At 61.8% G+C, this 17,380-nt stretch carries 16 protein-coding genes; 12 read left to right on the plus strand and 4 right to left on the minus strand.

Features of this window, described 5'->3' with window-relative positions:
* Positions 1-69: 69 nt before the first annotated feature.
* Positions 70-855: a TrmH family RNA methyltransferase gene (locus L5014_RS09435; protein ID WP_238463358.1), complete on the plus strand. Its 786-nt coding sequence runs from the start codon at positions 70-72 to the stop codon at positions 853-855.
* A 91-nt stretch (positions 856-946) separates the two neighbouring features.
* Here L5014_RS09435 and ppsR read toward each other — a convergent pair whose 3' ends face one another.
* Complete coding sequence (ppsR, locus tag L5014_RS09440; RefSeq protein ID WP_238463359.1) at positions 947-1,762, minus strand: posphoenolpyruvate synthetase regulatory kinase/phosphorylase PpsR; 816 nt, start codon at positions 1,760-1,762, stop codon at positions 947-949.
* Between the two features lie 401 nt (positions 1,763-2,163).
* On the opposite strand from ppsR, the gene ppsA reads away from it, so the two are divergent.
* From ppsA to L5014_RS09455, 3 genes are all read left to right on the plus strand, one after another.
* Positions 2,164-4,563, plus strand: a complete 2,400-nt coding sequence (gene ppsA / locus L5014_RS09445) for a phosphoenolpyruvate synthase (protein WP_238463360.1) — start codon at positions 2,164-2,166, stop codon at positions 4,561-4,563.
* Between the two features lie 146 nt (positions 4,564-4,709).
* Positions 4,710-5,192: an NfeD family protein gene (locus tag L5014_RS09450; RefSeq protein ID WP_238463361.1), complete on the plus strand. Its 483-nt coding sequence runs from the start codon at positions 4,710-4,712 to the stop codon at positions 5,190-5,192.
* Between the two features lie 92 nt (positions 5,193-5,284).
* A complete protein-coding gene (locus L5014_RS09455; RefSeq protein ID WP_238463362.1) occupies positions 5,285-6,241 on the plus strand; it encodes an SPFH domain-containing protein in 957 nt (318 codons plus the stop codon).
* Positions 6,242-6,396: 155 nt separating this feature from the next.
* On the opposite strand, the gene smpB is transcribed toward L5014_RS09455, so the two are convergent.
* Complete coding sequence (gene smpB / locus L5014_RS09460; protein WP_028219508.1) at positions 6,397-6,843, minus strand: SsrA-binding protein SmpB; 447 nt, start codon at positions 6,841-6,843, stop codon at positions 6,397-6,399.
* Between the two features lie 102 nt (positions 6,844-6,945).
* On the opposite strand from smpB, the gene L5014_RS09465 reads away from it, so the two are divergent.
* A complete protein-coding gene (locus L5014_RS09465) occupies positions 6,946-7,389 on the plus strand; it encodes a type II toxin-antitoxin system RatA family toxin (protein ID WP_238463363.1) in 444 nt (147 codons plus the stop codon).
* The gene (locus L5014_RS09470) at positions 7,386-7,718 is read left to right on the plus strand and encodes an RnfH family protein (RefSeq protein WP_238463364.1); all 333 of its coding nucleotides are present in this window, start codon (positions 7,386-7,388) and stop codon (positions 7,716-7,718) included. Before L5014_RS09465 ends, L5014_RS09470 begins: the two co-directional genes overlap by 4 nt.
* 50 nt (positions 7,719-7,768) lie before the next feature.
* Here L5014_RS09470 and L5014_RS09475 read toward each other — a convergent pair whose 3' ends face one another.
* The gene (locus L5014_RS09475) at positions 7,769-8,824 is read right to left on the minus strand and encodes a DMT family transporter (RefSeq protein WP_238463365.1); all 1,056 of its coding nucleotides are present in this window, start codon (positions 8,822-8,824) and stop codon (positions 7,769-7,771) included.
* Between the two features lie 289 nt (positions 8,825-9,113).
* On the opposite strand from L5014_RS09475, the gene guaB reads away from it, so the two are divergent.
* The 4 genes from guaB to L5014_RS38595 all read left to right on the plus strand — a co-directional run bounded on the left by guaB (position 9,114) and on the right by L5014_RS38595 (position 13,463).
* The gene (gene guaB / locus L5014_RS09480) at positions 9,114-10,574 is read left to right on the plus strand and encodes an IMP dehydrogenase (protein ID WP_238463366.1); all 1,461 of its coding nucleotides are present in this window, start codon (positions 9,114-9,116) and stop codon (positions 10,572-10,574) included.
* 6 nt (positions 10,575-10,580) lie between these two features.
* The gene (locus tag L5014_RS09485) at positions 10,581-11,282 is read left to right on the plus strand and encodes a hypothetical protein (RefSeq protein ID WP_238463367.1); all 702 of its coding nucleotides are present in this window, start codon (positions 10,581-10,583) and stop codon (positions 11,280-11,282) included.
* A 212-nt stretch (positions 11,283-11,494) separates the two neighbouring features.
* Positions 11,495-13,078, plus strand: a complete 1,584-nt coding sequence (guaA, locus tag L5014_RS09490; protein WP_238463368.1) for a glutamine-hydrolyzing GMP synthase — start codon at positions 11,495-11,497, stop codon at positions 13,076-13,078.
* Between the two features lie 202 nt (positions 13,079-13,280).
* Positions 13,281-13,463 carry a hypothetical protein gene (locus tag L5014_RS38595; protein WP_274389329.1) on the plus strand — a complete coding sequence of 61 codons (183 nt, stop codon included), beginning with the start codon at positions 13,281-13,283 and terminating at the stop codon, positions 13,461-13,463.
* Between the two features lie 113 nt (positions 13,464-13,576).
* On the opposite strand, the gene L5014_RS09500 is transcribed toward L5014_RS38595, so the two are convergent.
* Positions 13,577-14,281, minus strand: a complete 705-nt coding sequence (locus tag L5014_RS09500) for a TetR/AcrR family transcriptional regulator (protein WP_238463369.1) — start codon at positions 14,279-14,281, stop codon at positions 13,577-13,579.
* Between the two features lie 202 nt (positions 14,282-14,483).
* Between L5014_RS09500 and L5014_RS09505 the strand changes: the two genes are divergently transcribed.
* Both L5014_RS09505 and L5014_RS09510 read left to right on the plus strand, forming a co-directional pair.
* Positions 14,484-16,106, plus strand: coding sequence for a class I adenylate-forming enzyme family protein (locus L5014_RS09505; protein ID WP_238463370.1), 1,623 nt, complete (start codon positions 14,484-14,486; stop codon positions 16,104-16,106).
* 172 nt (positions 16,107-16,278) lie between these two features.
* Positions 16,279-17,376 (plus strand): porin, encoded by a 1,098-nt coding sequence (locus L5014_RS09510; RefSeq protein WP_238463371.1) that lies wholly within the window; start codon positions 16,279-16,281, stop codon positions 17,374-17,376.
* Positions 17,377-17,380 lie beyond the last annotated feature (4 nt).

Here is a 17,380-nt window from a genome sequence, read left to right on the forward strand (position 1 = left end):
ATCCGGCGCCGCCCTGTGCGGCGCCGTTTTCCTTTCCAACCATCCTTTTTCAGATCGCCAGGCCCGCCCGTGAAAGCCATTACTTCGCGCGACAATCCGCTCTACAAGCGCCTGAAAGCGCTGGCCGGCTCGACGCACCAGCAGCGGCGCAGCCATCAAGCCCTGCTCGAGGGCTTCCACCTCGCGAGCGCATGGCTCGACGGCGGCACGCAGCCCGAATACTGCATCGTGACCGAGGGCGCGCTCGCGCATGCCGAAGCTCAGGCCATCGTTGCGCGCGTGGACGAGCGCCGGGTGGTCACTTTGCCCGACGCGCTCTTCGGCCAGATCTCGAACGTCGTGCACGGCGTGGGCATGCTGCTGCTCGTGGACATGCCCGAGGCGCGTCTGCCTGGGCACGTAGAATCGACCTGCCTCGTGCTCGATGGCTTGCAGGACGCGGGCAACGTCGGCTCGATCCTGCGTAGCGCGGCGGCCGCAGGGATCGACAAGGTGTTTTGCACGCCCGGAACCGCCTACGCGTGGTCGTCGAAGGTGCTGCGCTCGGCAATGGGCGCGCATTTCCTGCTGCAGGTTTTCGAAAACGTCGATCCCGAGACGCTGATCGAGATGCTCGGCGTGCCGATTGTGATCACCGATTCGCATGGCGCGCGAGCTATCGACGAGAGCGATCTCACGGGGCAGGTGGCGTGGGTTTTCGGCAACGAAGGGGCGGGCGTCTCGCAGTTCTGGCGCGATGCGGCGGCACTGCGCGTGACGATTCCGCAACCGGGCGGCATGGAATCGCTGAATGTAGCGGCGGCGGCAGCCGTATGCCTCTTTGAGCAATGCCGTCAGCAGCGTCACGCGCACTGAACGTTGCGTGATTTGCTTCAAATCGTTGCAACAAAAAGGCCCGCAGGTCACCACCTCTGCAGGCCTTTTTCGTTTCTATGCGAAGTGAACTTCAGTACACCGGTTTGTCGAGGCGGATTTCCTGCAGGATCGTGGTGGCGATTTCCTCGATGGACTTGTGCGTGGACGAGAGCCACTTGATGCTTTCGCGGCGCATCATTGCCTCGGCCTCGTTCACTTCATAACGGCAGTTCTCCAGCGCCGCGTACTTGCTGCCCGGCCGCCGCTCGTTGCGGATTTCAGTGAGACGTTGCGGATCGATCGAAAGCCCGAAAATCTTCCCGCGATACGGAAGCAGTGAATTGGGCAGCTTGGCGCGTTCGAAGTCGTCCGGGATCAGCGGATAGTTGGCCGCTTTCACGCCGTACTGCATCGCCAGATAGAGGCTGGTCGGCGTCTTGCCGCTGCGCGACACGCCCACGAGGATCACGTCGGCGTCGTTGAGGTTGCGGTCGGACTGGCCGTCGTCGTGCGCGAGCGAGAAGTTGATGGCCTCGATACGGTTCTTGTACTCGTCGGTGTCGGCGTTCTGGTGGCCGCGGCCCATCGCGTGGCTCGACTTGAGCTCCAGCTCCTGCTCGAGCGGCTCGACGAAGGTCTGGAACATGTCGAGCACGAGCGCGTTCGAGCGCTTGACGATCTCGTTCGAGTTGCTATCCACCAGGGTCGTGAAGACGATCGGGCGGCGGCCTTCGTGCACGGCGGCTTCGTTGATCTTTTCTGCCGTCGAGTAAGCCTTGTCCGTCGAGTCGACGAACGGCAGACGCACGAGGCGGAACTTCTGGTCGAACTGCGAGAGGATCGAATGCGCGAACGTTTCGGCAGTGATCCCGGTACCGTCGGAGACGATGAATACGGTAGGCGACATCGGTTGAGGCTGGGTACGTGAGTGGGGCCAGACGGGTGAAACGCCCGGTGGCGTCCCGGGAAGCATTGTGTAACGATTCCGAGGCGCGATTCTCGCCGACAGACACATTTTGGAGAGTCGGCACGGTAGAATAGCGGCAACCTGTTGGATAAGCAATTGCAGTCAATCGCGCCAAATCGCAGTCCATTGTGGCTCAATCAGGCGTCAATTTGCAGCGATTTCGGGTAATTTCGCGCAATCGCACGCATCTTCCTGCTTCTCCTTCCACTGGATGAGAGCCCCGTCGCGGTTGCGATTGCTTCTCCAACAGGTTGCGCAAGGCGCAGATCCGCTTCCAATGGGCGGCCTGCGTTCGAGCCCACTTGCGCAATCGTGAATTTTTTTCACACTTAGGGGCTTGTATGACTAACACCGTTGCCAAGGATCAGGCGTATGTAGTGCCTTTCGAGCAGTTGCGGATGACCGATGTCGAGATCGTGGGCGGCAAGAACGCCTCGCTCGGCGAAATGATCAGCCAGTTGGCTGAGGCTGGCGTGCGTGTGCCCACGGGCTTCGCCACGACCGCGCTCGCCTTCCGCGACTTCCTGAAACACAACAACCTGACCGAACGGATTGCCGCTCGCCTGGAGAAGCTCGACGTCGACGACGTCAAGGCACTGGCCGAAGCGGGCAAGGAAATTCGCCAGTGGATCGTCGACGCGCCGCTGCAGCCGAAGCTCGAAGCGGACATTCGCGCGGGCTTCGAAACGCTGCAGGCCAGCTCGCCGAGCGAGCTGTCGTTCGCGGTGCGGTCGTCGGCTACGGCAGAAGATCTGCCGGACGCGTCGTTCGCCGGTCAACAGGAAAGCTACCTGAATGTGGTGGGCATCGAAGACGTGCTCGATCGCCTCAAGCACGTGTTCGCGTCGCTCTACAACGACCGCGCCATTTCCTATCGTGTCCACAAGGGCTTCACCCACGCTGAAGTCGCGCTGTCGGCTGGCGTGCAGCGCATGGTCCGTTCGGACCGCGGCGCCGCAGGCGTGATGTTCACGCTGGATACGGAATCGGGCTTCAAGGAAGCCGTGTTCATCACGTCGAGCTATGGCCTTGGTGAAACGGTCGTGCAGGGCGCCGTGAATCCGGACGAGTTCTACGTCTTCAAGACCACGCTCGCGCAGGGCAAGGCTCCGATCATCCGCCGCTCGATCGGCTCGAAGCTCATCAAGATGGAATTCACGCAGCCGGGCGAGCCGGGCCGCGTGAAGACGGTCGACGTCTCGCACGAACAGCGCAACCGCTTCTCGATCACCGACGAAGACGTGATCGAGCTGGCCAAGTACGCCGTCATCATCGAGAAGCACTATCAGCGTCCGATGGACATCGAGTGGGGCAAGGACGGCCTCGATGGCAAGATCTTCATTCTCCAGGCACGTCCGGAGACGGTGAAGAGCCAGGCCGCGGGCAAGATCGAGCAGCGCTTCAAGCTCAAGGGCCAGTCGCAGGTTCTGGCAACGGGCCGCGCGATCGGCCAGAAGATCGGCGCGGGCCGCGTGAAGGTGATTCACGATCCGTCCGAAATGGAGCGCGTGCAGCCGGGCGACGTGCTGGTCGCCGACATGACCGACCCGAACTGGGAGCCGGTGATGAAGCGCGCTTCGGCCATCGTCACGAATCGTGGCGGCCGTACCTGCCACGCGGCGATCATCGCGCGTGAGCTGGGCGTCCCGGCAGTCGTGGGTTGCGGCGACGCGACCGACATGCTCAAGGACGGCTCGCTCGTGACCGTGTCGTGCGCGGAAGGCGACGAAGGCCGCATCTATGACGGTCTGCTCGAAACCGAAGTCAGCGAAGTTCAGCGTGGCGAGCTGCCGGCGATTGCGGTCAAGATCATGATGAACGTCGGCAATCCGCAGCTCGCGTTCGACTTCTCGCAACTGCCGAACGCAGGTGTGGGCCTCGCGCGTCTCGAGTTCATCATCAACAACAACATCGGCGTGCACCCGAAGGCGATCCTCGAGTACCCGAACGTCGATGCAGACCTGAAGAAGGCGGTCGAGAGCGTGGCGCGCGGTCATGCGTCGCCGCGTGCGTTCTACGTCGACAAGCTCACGGAAGGCATCGCCACGATCGCGGCGGCGTTTTATCCGAAGCCCGTCATCGTGCGTCTCTCGGACTTCAAGTCGAACGAGTACAAGAAGCTGATCGGCGGCTCGCGCTACGAGCCGGACGAGGAAAACCCGATGCTGGGCTTCCGCGGCGCCTCGCGCTACATCGCCGAGGACTTCGCGCAAGCGTTCGAGATGGAATGCCTCGCGCTCAAGCGCGTGCGTGAAGAGATGGGTCTCTCGAACGTCGAGATCATGGTGCCGTTCGTGCGCACGCTCAAGCAGGCGGAGCGCGTGGTGGGCCTGCTCGAGAAGTTCGGCCTCAAGCGCGGCGTGAACGGCCTCAAGCTCATCATGATGTGCGAAGTGCCGTCGAACGCGATTCTCGCCGAAGAGTTCCTGCAGTACTTCGACGGTTTCTCGATCGGTTCGAACGACCTCACGCAGCTCACGCTCGGCCTCGACCGGGACTCGGGCATGGAACTGCTGGCCGCCGATTTCGACGAACGCGATCCGGCCGTGAAGTTCATGTTGAAGCGCGCGATCGAAACCTGCCTTCGCCTCGGCAAATACGTCGGCATTTGCGGCCAGGGGCCGTCCGATCATCCGGACTTCGCCCGCTGGCTCGCCGACGAAGGCATCGCGTCGATGTCGCTGAACCCTGACACGGTCATCGAGACGTGGCAGGCACTCGCGAAGGCACAGGCGAAGTAATGCCCGCCTGTTGACGCTACTTTGGCGCGCGCGGCGTGCGGAAGTCGAGGCGGCTTACGCCTCGCTTTGCACGCTGCGCAAAATAGTGTCAGCTTCGTGCTATAACACCCCGGTCAAGCCGGGGTGTTTTACTTTGGGAGGTCGACGTGGGTCCGCATGGTTTGTTCTGGTGGATCGGCGCAGGCGTGCTGATCGTGGCCGAGCTGATGACCGGCACGTTCTATCTGCTGATGATCGCGCTCGGCTTCCTCGCGGGCGTGCTCTCGTATGAGCTGGGCGCGCCGCTCGACCTGCAACTGGTGATAGCGGCGCTCGTGGCGCTGGCGGCCGTGATCGTGCTGCGGCGCTCGCGGTTCGGGCGGCGCCGGCGCATGGTCGATGCATCGACCGATCCGGGCGTGAATCTCGACATCGGCTCGACGCTCCCGGTTGCCGTGTGGCGCGATAGGCGTGCGCGCACGATGTATCGAGGCGCCGAATGGGACGTCGAACTCGCGCCAGGTGAGCCCGAGGACGCTCACCTCTACGAAATCAAGGCGGTACGGGGCAATTGGCTTGTTGTCGTGGCCAGGCGTGCAGCCTCGGGTGCGGGCCCGCACGGGGCTCACGAAGACACGCGCCACGCCTGAAGGGGCACGCATCGGCCGACTGGCAGGGCGACGCAGGTCTTGCATCGAAGAAGCTAAATCGAAGTCAAATCGAAGCCAATTGGGGGAAGCGTATGCAAGTGCCAATCGTCGGGGTCATCCTGCTCGTGATCGTCATCGTGCTGATCTCGAAGACCATGAAGATCGTGCCGCAGCAGCATGCCTGGGTGCTCGAGCGGCTGGGCCGCTACCACTCCACGCTCACGCCGGGCCTCTCGATCGTGCTGCCGTTCATCGACCGAGTGGCCTACAAGCACGTGCTCAAGGAAATCCCGCTCGATGTGCCGAGCCAGATCTGTATCACGCGCGACAACACCCAGCTCCAGGTGGACGGCGTGCTGTACTTCCAGGTGACCGATCCGATGAAGGCCTCGTATGGCTCGAGCAACTTCGTGTTCGCGATCACGCAGCTTTCCCAGACCACGCTGCGCTCGGTGATCGGCAAACTGGAGCTCGACAAGACCTTCGAGGAGCGCGATTTCATCAATCACAGTGTGGTTTCGGCGCTCGACGAGGCGGCCGCCAACTGGGGTGTGAAGGTACTGCGCTACGAGATCAAGGATCTCACGCCGCCGAAGGAAATTCTGCACGCCATGCAGGCGCAGATTACGGCGGAGCGGGAGAAGCGCGCGCTGATCGCGGCCTCGGAAGGGCGCAAGCAGGAGCAGATCAACCTCGCGGCCGGCGCGCGCGAGGCAGCGATCCAGAAGTCGGAAGGCGAGAAGCAGGCGGCCATCAACCAGGCCCAAGGTCAGGCGGCCGCGATTCTGGCGGTGGCCGAGGCGAATGCGCAGGCCATCCAGAAGATCGGCAACTCGATTCAGGCCCAAGGCGGCATGGACGCCGTCAACCTCAAGGTGGCGGAGCAGTACGTCACGGCGTTCGGCAACCTCGCAAAGCAGGGCAATACGCTGATCGTGCCCGGCAATATGAGCGATTTGAGTTCGATGATCGCCTCGGCGCTCACCATCGTGAATCGCACGGGTATGCAGGAGACGCAGTTGGGCCGGGATACGGCGAAGGGCGTTTGAGCCGGGCGAGGCACGATAGCGGCCACAAATAGGCCACAAAAAGGCTGTCAAAAGGCCACAAAAATGGGCGGCTCGGGCCGCCCATTTTTATTTCCGCCACTTTTGCCGCGTCTGGCTCGCGGGTCGGTGAAGTGACGGACCGATGCGCGCTGCGCTCAGGTGGGCGTGCGCATCAAGCGCGCCTTTTCGCGCTGCCAGTCGCGCTGCTTCTCGGTTTCGCGCTTGTCGTGCAGCTTCTTGCCCTTCGCGAGGCCGATCTCGCACTTCACGCGGCCGCCCTTGTAGTGGAAGTTCAGCGGCACGAGCGTGAACCCGCGCTGCTCGACCTTGCCGATCAGTTTGTCGATCTCTTCGCGGTGGAGCAGCAGCTTGCGCGTGCGCGTGGGGTCCGGGTGGATGTGCGTCGAGGCTTCGGGCAGCGGGCTGATGTGCGTGCCGATCAGGTACAGTTCGCCGTCCTTGATCACGACGTAGCTTTCCTTGATGTTGGCTCGCCCGGCGCGCATGGCCTTGACCTCCCATCCTTCGAGCACGAGTCCCGCCTCGTGGCGCTCTTCGATGAAGTAATCGAAGAACGCTTTTCTGTTGTCGATGATGCTCATAGGAAAATGGGAAACGCCCAACTCGTTTAAAATTACGATTTTAGCAAAGCGGGCCACCGAAAGCCCGTGGCGCCTTCACCCTTGCCTCGCATTGCGCAATTTATGGCGGATGTCCAGAAAACCGTGTTGATTCGCCATTCGGCGGAACAGATGTTCGACCTCGTCACCGATGTCGACGACTATCCCAACTTCCTGCCCTGGTGCGGTGGCGTCGAGGTTCGCCGCAAGGACGAGGACGGAATGGAGGCGAAAATCGATATCAACTTCAAGGGCATCAAGCAGCACTTCGCCACGCGCAACAAGCACAAGCGGCCCGAGCGCATCGATATGGAGTTCGCCGACGGTCCGTTCAAGAAGTTCACGGGCGCCTGGCGCTTCACGCCGCTGCGCGCCGATGCCTGCAAGATCGAATTCTCGCTGCACTACGAGTTTTCAAACATCATTCTCGAGAAGCTCATCGGGCCGGTGTTCCACCACATCGCGAACACCTTCGTCGACACGTTCGTGAAGCGCGCCGACCAGCGTTACGGCAAGAACAAGCCATGAGCGCGAAACTGTCCATCGACGTCTGCTACGCGCTGCCTGACGCGCAGACGCTCATCGGCGTGGAGCTGGCGCCTGGCTCGACGGTTCGGCAGGCCATCGAGGCGAGCGGCATCCTCGCACGTCATCCCGAAATCGACCTGACGAAGCTGAAGGTGGGCGTCTACGGCAAGCTCAAGCCGCTCGATACCGTGCTCGCCGATCACGACCGTGTGGAGATCTACCGCCCGCTGGTGGTCGACCCCAAGCTCGCGCGCCAGCGCCGCGTCGATAAAACCCGCAAGGAAGGCTCGATCGAGGGCCGCAAGTGGCAGAACAAGGATTCGCGCTGAATTTGCGTTGACGGCCGCCAAACCTGGTGCGTTGCGGCCCCCAAATTCCCTCAGTTCGCCGCGCGGCGATGTTCCGTGCCGTTCTTGCCCGAGGCATCCGTCTCGCCGACGCCAGGGGCTCCACGAATACCCGGCAAGTCGCCTTCCGGCACGATGCCGTCGCCGTGTGCCGTGTCTTTCGCTCCGCCCGAATGCTGGCGGACCGACCAGCTCACGCCCACCACCAGCAGCACGATCGCCGCGACTTCGAGCAGGCGCGGCAGGCGGTGGTCGTAGACAAAGGCGTAGAGCAGGGCGAACAACGTCTCGAAGACGATCATCTGGCCGGAAAGCGTGAGCGGGAGGCGCTTGGAGGCCGCGTTCCAGAGGCCGTTGCCGAGCCACGACGCGCCAATCGCCAGCACGAGATTCAGTTGCCAGAACGTGCTCCAGCGCCCGCTGCCCACGCTTTCCTGCACTGCGCCAGCGGGCATGACGAGCACTGCGAGCCAGAGCAGGCCGCCGAGCGCACCCGTGACGACGCCCCAGAGCACCGACCACTCGTTGCCGCCGAAGCGCGCGTTGCGTTGCAGATAGCGGGCATTTTCGACGGCGTACCATGTCCAGCATGCGAGTGCGCCAACTGCGCAGCCAAGGCCGGCGATCTTCGTGAGCGTGCTCGCGTGATTGCCGGCGCTTGCCGTGAAGACGTCGACGTTGATGCACACGATGCCCGCTGCGATCATCGCGAGCGGCCAGACCAGCTTCGAGAGCGCCACGGCGCCGTGATCGCCGCGTCCGAGCAGGGTGACCGTGACCGGCAGGACGCCGACGATCAGCGAGGCCGGCGCAATGCCCACGAGATGAATCGCGCTCGCCAGAAAGAGGTAATAGAGAAGGTTGCCCACCAGGGCGAGCTTCACGAGCGCGATAAGGTCGGCGCGCGTGATGCGCGGCCAGACGCGCCGCAGCATGGGCAGGAGCGCGGCGAACGAGACGAGGCCGTACATCGTGTAGCGTCCGGCGCTCAGGAGCAGCGGCGAGAATTCCGGCAACTGGCGAGGCACCAGGAACACGGTTCCCCATAACGCACCGGCGAGCACGCCGTACAACACACCACGCTGCATTTTCCTTGCCTCCGCAATTGACCTGGGCCGTCCGTGGCCCTACAGGATGGGCGCCAGCTTAATCGCGAGTCTGCACGATCGTCTTGTTCAATCCTGCACGGTGCGATTCCCGTTTCGCGGCGCATGGCTGACGGCCCGAAAATCGGGTCTGACGCGCCGCTCCCGCGCCGCCGCGCGGCTCGTCCCAAACCTCAAAAAAATCCCGAAAACGGCGCTAAGCTACTGTACGCACTGATGATTTCCAGGGCGCTATCCCGTATAATCTGCTTTTGCGCCTATAGGATTTGCCATGCGTCTGATCCAGAAAGCACTCACGTTCGATGACGTGCTCCTCGTTCCCGCCTTTTCTGACGTTCTCCCGCGCGATACCAGCCTGAAGACCCGGCTGACCCGCAATATCTCCCTGAATATTCCGCTCGTCTCGGCCGCGATGGACACCGTCACGGAAGGTCGTCTCGCCATTGCGATGGCGCAGCAGGGTGGCGTCGGCATCATCCACAAGAACCTCACGCCGGCCGAGCAGGCGCGCGAAGTTGCGAAGGTAAAGCGTTTCGAGTCGGGCGTGGTGCGCGATCCGATCACGATTCCGCCGCAGATGAAGGTCGCGGATGTGATCGCGCTTTCTCAGCAGCATGGCATCTCCGGCTTCCCGGTCGTTGAGGGCGCACAGCTCGTCGGCATCGTCACGAATCGCGACTTGCGCTTCGAAACGCGTCTGGACGAGCCGGTGCGCTCGATCATGACGCCGCGCGATCGCCTCGTTACCGTCAAGGAAGGCACGCCGCTCAATGAAGCCAAGGCGCTCATGCATAGCCACCGCCTCGAGCGCGTGCTGGTCGTGAACGACGCGTTCGAACTGCGCGGCCTGATGACCGTCAAGGACATCACCAAGCAGACCGAGCACCCGGCCGCCTGTAAGGACGAGCACGGCAAGCTGCGCGCGGGCGCAGCCGTCGGCGTAGGCGCGGACAACGAAGAGCGCGTCGAGTTGCTGGTGCAGGCCGGCGTGGACGTGATCGTGGTCGATACGGCGCACGGCCACAGCAAGGGCGTGCTCGAGCGCGTCCGGTGGGTCAAGGAGAACTTCCCGCACGTCGAGGTCATCGGCGGCAACATCGCCACGGCCGACGCCGCGCGTGCGCTCGTCGAGTACGGCGCGGACGGCGTGAAGGTCGGCATCGGCCCGGGTTCGATCTGCACGACGCGTATCGTGGCGGGCGTGGGCGTGCCGCAGATCAGCGCGATTTCCAATGTCTCGGAAGCGCTCAAGGGCACGGGCGTGCCTTGCATCGCAGACGGTGGCGTGCGCTACTCGGGCGACGTTTCGAAGGCGCTGGCAGCCGGCGCGAACGCTGTGATGATGGGCAGCATGTTCGCGGGTACCGAAGAGTCGCCTGGCGACGTGTTCCTGTATCAGGGCCGTCAGTACAAGTCGTACCGCGGCATGGGCTCGGTCGGCGCGATGAAGGACGGCGCCGCGGACCGCTACTTCCAGGACAACTCGGCCAACATCGACAAGCTCGTGCCGGAAGGCATTGAAGGCCGCGTTGCCTACAAGGGCCCAATCAACGCCATCCTGTTCCAGCTGATCGGCGGCGTGCGCGCCTCGATGGGGTACTGCGGCTGCAGCACGATCGACGAGCTGCATGCGAAGGCGGAGTTCGTGCAGATTACGGGCGCCGGCCTGAACGAATCGCACGTCCACGACGTGCAGATCACGAAGGAAGCGCCCAACTACCACGTGGACTAAACCGCGATGAAGCCGCTGCTGCGCATAGTGCTGGTTGTCGACGCGTTGATGTTGCTGGGGTTCGGTGGGCTGTTTCTGCTCACGCCTTGGAACTCGCTCTACAACGCGTTGCAACTGGTGCAGCCGCAGCCGGCGCTCATCGGTCAGGTGTTCGGCGTCGTGCTGATCGGTTTTGCGTGGATCGCGTTGCGCGCGGCCTTCGACGGCGGCCTGACCGCCACGGTCGGGCGCACCGTGGGGCACGTCAACTGGATCGCCGGCGTGCTGATGCTGGTCTGGCTGATTGGCCTGCATACGCCGCAGCTCACGGGCTTCGGCCAACTGGTGGCCGGAGCGGTGGGTGTCTGGCTGATCATCGTCGGGCTGGGCGGCACCCGGCTGGCCGGCGTGGTGAAGCAGCGCGAGAAGGCGCAGGCGGCCGAGGCCACCGCGCAGGAACGCGAAGCGCGCGCCGCAGCCAGGACCAGGCGCGAGGAGCCGGTCGTGTACGCGAAGCCGGTTGCGGCTGGCGGGTCGGCGGAAACCGGCGCGCCGGGCTACGGGCCGGCCGTGACGCCGGGGGCGACAACCTCGGTGCCGTCTGAGGTCACGCCGCGCGTCGCTACGCCGGGCGTCGCCACGCCGGGTGCGGCTGCGCAAGCGCAAGAGGCGCGCTTTGTCGCGCGAGACGAAGCGGCCGATGCGCCGCGGCCGCCGCTGCATGGCTGACTTGCGCGAGACGCCCAGACACCGGCAGTGCCAACTGCTGTGTGCCCGGATCGCGCCGCCTGAGCGTGACTCGTTCGTTGTTGTGCACCGCTGCCCACAAGCGCCAATGAGCGCCAACCAGCGCCAAGGTTCCGATGAATTCACGCCGCGCGCCAGATTTACCCAGCGCGCGGCTTTCTGTATCTGTTCTTTTTTAGGTCTCGTCCGCTGCCATGCACGACAAAATCCTGATTCTCGACTTCGGTTCGCAAGTCACCCAACTGATCGCGCGCCGCGTGCGCGAAGCCAACGTCTACTCTGAAATCCATCCGTACGACGTGGACGACGCGTTCGTTCGCGAGTTCGCGCCGAAGGGCATCATTCTCTCGGGCGGCCCGAACTCGGTCACTGAAATCGATACCCCGCGCGCGCCGCAAGCTGTGTTCGAGCTGGGCGTGCCGGTGCTCGGCATTTGCTACGGCATGCAAACGATGGCCGAGCAGCTCGGCGGCAAGGTCGACGGCGGCCACCTGCGCGAGTTCGGCTACGCCGAAGTGCGCGCACGCAACCACACGAGCTTCCTCGACGGCATCGAAGATTTCCGCACGAGCGAAGGCCACGGCATGCTCAAGGTGTGGATGAGCCACGGCGACAAGGTCACCGACATGCCGCCCGGCTTCAAGCTGATGGCATCGACCGAATCGTGCCCGATCGCGGCAATGGCCGACGAAGCGCGCCACTTCTACGGTCTGCAATGGCACCCGGAAGTCACGCACACGGTGCAGGGCCGCGCGATGCTCGAGCGCTTCGTGCTGGGCATCTGCGGCGCGAAGGCCGACTGGGAAATGGGCCACTACATCGACGAAGCCGTCGAAGCGATCCGCAAGCAGGTGGGCAACGAGCACGTCATTCTCGGCCTTTCGGGCGGCGTGGATTCGTCGGTGGCCGCGGCACTGCTGCATCGCGCGATTGGCGATCAGCTGACCTGCGTGTTCGTCGATCACGGCCTCTTGCGCCTGAACGAAGCCGAGCAGGTGATGTCGATGTTCGCGGACAACCTCGGTGTGAACGTGATTCACGTCGATGCGAGCGAGGCATTCCTCTCGAAGCTCGCTGGCGTGACCGATCCGGAAGCGAAGCGCAAGATCATCGGCGCGGAGTTCGTCGAGGTATTCCAGACTGAAGCGGGCAAGCTCACGGACGCGAAGTGGCTCGCGCAAGGCACGATCTATCCGGACGTGATCGAGTCGGCGGGCAAGGGCAAGAAGGGCGCGCACACGATCAAGAGCCACCACAACGTGGGTGGCCTGCCCGAGACGCTGAATCTCAAGCTGCTCGAGCCGCTGCGCGAGCTCTTCAAGGACGAAGTGCGCGAACTGGGCGTGAAGCTCGGCCTGCCGCACGATATGGTGTATCGCCATCCGTTCCCGGGCCCGGGTCTTGGCGTGCGCATTCTGGGTGAAGTGAAGCGCGAGTTCGCGGACCTGCTGCGCCGCGCCGATGCGATTTTCATCGAGACGCTGCGCAACACCATCGACAAGGAAACCGGCAAGTCGTGGTACGAGCTGACGAGCCAGGCGTTCGCGGTGTTCCTGCCGGTGAAGAGCGTGGGCGTGATGGGCGACGGTCGTACTTATGAGTATGTGGTGGCGCTGCGCGCGGTGCAGACGCTCGACTTCATGACCGCGCATTGGGCACATCTGCCGCACGAACTGCTCGGGCATGTGTCGAATCGCATCATTAATGAGGTGCGCGGTATTAATCGCGTCGTGTACGACATTTCGGGTAAGCCGCCGGCGACGATCGAGTGGGAGTGATTCAGACCGCTCTGCTGCGGTCTGCAGACATCGGAATTCCCTCACTTTTCCCCACAGAATCAACGGGCTGGCGCAGTCTGATGGCGACCGACAACAACTGCGCGCTACCGACGGCAGGACTGACGGTATAGCATTTTGCTCTGCGGACGATCCAACGCGATACCGTCACGAGGCGTGACGGTATCAGTTCACTGAGCATCGCATGCTTACGGATCTCGAATTGCGGGCGCTCAAGCCTGCTGGAAGGGCGTGCAAGGTTGCCGACCAGCGCTGCCTGTACGTTGCGGTCACGTTGTCGGGCGTGGTCAGCTTCCGCTCGGCCATCGCCCAGGCTGACGGAAACATGTCGCGAGCGGTCTCACTGCTCGGCATCTCGCGCGGCTAATTGCTCTATCTACTCTATCGACGCAAACGTGGTGACCACAGCGCTCGAGAAACCTGAAGCATGCCATTCACCGTTGGCCAGTCGACATCGCTTCTGAAAGAGCGAGTGACTCGTCAGCCTCCACGTCGCGACCTGTTTTTCTGATGCGCACGCGTTGCCGTAGCGCCGTCGCGTTGCCCTCCGTCCGACTGCTCGGGGCGAGCGTATAACCCCGCTAGCAACGTCGCGACGGTCTGTTGAGCGACCTCTTCTGGACTAAGCGGTCCATCCGGTCGATACCAGCGAGCGATCCAGCTTAGCCCGCCAGCAACTGCAAAGGCGGCAATCTTCGGGTTACAAGGCGCGAAGGTACCCTCGTCGATAGCTTGCTCGATCAGGGTGCGGAATTCCCTGTCGATGCCCGCTTTCAAGTGACGGAGCGCCTTGCGATTGTCCGGCGTCAACGAGTCTTCTCCGACGCGAACGACGCACATACCGAAGTCCATTGTCACGATCATCGCGTATTCGAACATGGCGGCCTGGAGCTTCTCGACCGCTGTTCCACCGGACTCCGAAACGGCGCGAATCGCGTTCTGCATCATGTCCAGACCGGTCCGGACGCACTCGAACAGAATCTCGTCCTTGTTCTTCGCGTAGTAGTACAGCGTCGGTTTGGTGACGTGGAGTCGTTCGGCCACTTCGTCGAGCGAAGCGGCGTGAAATCCCTTTTCGTTAAACAACTGCGCGGCGGTCCGAAGCACGGCCTCGCGCTTCATCTCGCGTTGTTTCTGTCGCTCGGATTGCTTGGGCCAGGGCGATGCTGTCTGGGCGCTCGTCATCAGTGTTTCCTGCTGTCTCGAACATTTATGCCAATGGGCGGAACCGTGAGCCGGACCGGAGTGCTCATCTTACCAAAGGTTCTTGGTAGTACTCGTAAGTACTATATTTACTTTTGAGTAGGTTTTTGGATATATTGCGCTGACGCTGGCGAAGAATGTGGGCGCCGCAGCATTTGGGGACTGTATGAGCGAGGAGATAGCGATGAAACAGGTTGACGGACTGACGTTTTGGGAAGCAAGAGCACCGAAGCCGCGCAGGGAGCGACATTTTGATAATCGTGATGTGCTTTGTTTCCCGGACGCGCCGGGCAGTTTCGCGAAGCTGTTTATCGATGCGGTGGCGAAAAATCCGCATGGTGACGCTGTCGTTTGTGGCGACGAGCGCCTGACGTGGAACGCCCTTGACGAGCGGGTGCGTCGTGTCGCGACTGGGCTTTCGCGTCGAGGGGTGGGCAAAGGCGATCGTGTGGCTCTGCTGCTGAGCAACAGGGCGGAATTCGTCATTGCGATGTTTGCCGTAACCTGTCTCGGCGCGATCTTCGTGCCTATGAATATCCGCGAACAGAAGCCCGAGCTTCAATACGTCCTCAATCATTGCGGCGCCATCCTGCTGATCCACGATGCCGATCTGCTAGAGCGGCTGCCCGCTTCCGTTGACGTCCCGTCGCTCCTGTCTCGCATCTCGGTGGGCGGCGCTGGCGGACCGGACGACTTCACAGAATTGCAGAACGATGCGCCGCTCGCGGAGCACGTGTCGCTGGCTGCCGACGATACCGCTGCAATCGTTTATACGTCTGGAACCACCGGGCGCCCAAAGGGCGCCATGTTGAGCGGTCTCGGTATCGTGCATGGTGCGTTGCACTACAAATATGCGATGGAGTTGACGAGCGAAGATCGTTCTATTGCTGCGGTGCCGTTGAGCCATGTGACAGGGTTGACCGCGCTGGTAGCCGCGATGACAGCCTGTGCGGGCGCGATTCTCATTCTGCGGGAGTTCAAGGTCGAAGCTTTCTTGAGTCTGGCTGAAAAAGAGCGAATGACGCACACCGTGATTGTCCCGGCGATGTACAACCTCTGTCTGGTGCGTGCCGATATGGGCAAATCGAACCTCTCGGCGTGGCGAATTGGCGGCTACGGCGGGGCGCCGATGAGCGCGGCAACGATTGCCAAATTGGCGAACGTATTGCCGGGTCTCAAGCTGATGAATCTGTATGGCGCCACCGAGACAACGGCCCCGGCCACCATCATGCCGCCTGACAAAACGTACGAGCGTCCGGACAGCGTCGGGTTGCCGGTTGCGTGTGCCGAAATCTCAATCATGAATGACGTAGGGCAAGAGGTTCCGGCTGGGGAGTCGGGAGAGATCTGGATCAAGGGGCCTTCTGTTTCGCCGGGATACTGGAATGATGCCGCTGCGACCGAGAAGGAGTTTACGCAAGGGTACTGGCACTCCGGCGACATTGGCTCAATGGATGCTGGCGGTTATGTGCAGGTTCTCGACCGGAAGAAGGATCTGATCAACCGCGGTGGCTACAAGATCTACAGCGCCGAAGTCGAAAGCGTAATGCTCGAACATAATGACGTGGTCGAAGCGGTCGTCGTTGGAACACCGTGTGCAGTGCTGGGTGAGCGTGCGCATGCTTTCGTCACGTTGAAGAATGCAGCGCTTTCTGCAGAAGAACTGCGGGCCTTCTGTGCAGAGCGCTTGTCGGACTATAAGGTCCCTGAGTCATTCACCATCCTGAACGACCCCTTGCCACGCAATGCGAATGGGAAAGTGCTCAAGCGAGTATTGCGGGATCGACTGATCGGTAAAGCGGATTGATTTGCGAGATAGTCGTCTGCCTGGTGTTCTGATGTCTTAACCAGGCAGGATTTTTGACGGATTTCCATGAATTAAAAATAATTAGGATTACAAATATAAATTACATGAGGCGAAATCCTTAAATCGAATGAAATAAATAAAGGTACGCCTCTCAAAACAAGGAGACGTTTGCATGAAGAGGTCGATCGCTCTATTGATTTCGTCTGGGTTGGCAGTTGGGGCAGCACATGCACAATCATCGGTTGTGCTTTTTGGCGCAGTTGACACGTCGGTTCGATATATCAGTTATTCGGGGAAGGGATCTGCTGTAACGATGGGCTCGTTTGGCAACTCGCCCTCCATGATCGGATTCCTTGGTACGGAGGATCTGGGTGGCGGGTTGCAAGCGGTCTTTCGACTGGAGGCTGCCTATGTGCCTGCGACAGGCCAGTCGGCCACCGGGGCGTTCGGTTTGCCGTTTTTTAACCGTAGTAGCTGGGTCGGCCTGAAAAGCAGCAAGTATGGCGAGGTGCATCTGGGCAGAGACTGGAACCCCGCCTACGTCAACCTTTACCTGTTCGATCCAACCTACAACCTGGGTGTCGGTAATCTGGTTCACTACTCCAATCTGCTTAATCAGGGGCTAGTGCCGAACTATTACTGGAATTCGAACACGATAACGTATTACACACCCAGCAACATGGGTGGTTTCTCCGGCATATTCCAGGTTTCCGTCCGAGGTGACGGAACCGGCTGCAATGGGAATGTTGTCTGCACAACCACAATCGGAACTTATGTCGGCGGACGTCTTGCATACGAGGCCGGTCCCCTGACGATATCGGCGGCCCTTGCGCAGACCGGCATTTCGTCGAATACGCGCGCGACGTCCCCAACAGGAAAATGGACGCAGGCCAATGTCGGTATGGCATATGACTTCGGCATCGCCAAAGTACTGCTGTCGTTGAATACCGACAAATTTATCAATTTGCGCGAAACACGGGGAAGCATTGCCGCCCAGATTCCGATAGGCGGTGACTACGCGTGGATTTCATACGAGGGTTCGCGAGTCGATTCGAGCGCACAAGCCGCTGGCGTGTACGGCGCGCAAGGAGGCGGAATGGGCTTTGTGCACAACCTGTCGAAGCGGACCGCGGTATACGCATCGCTCGCGTATTTGAAGAACCGCGGCAAGGGCACGCTCAGCGTCGAGGACGTCGGATCGTACTCAACCAACACCCCACCAGGAGGTGTCACCACTGGATGTGAGATCGGCTTGCGGCACACCTTTTAACGGA

The sequence above is a fragment of the Paraburkholderia tagetis genome (assembly GCF_022213065.1).
GTDB lineage: Bacteria > Pseudomonadota > Gammaproteobacteria > Burkholderiales > Burkholderiaceae > Paraburkholderia > Paraburkholderia tagetis.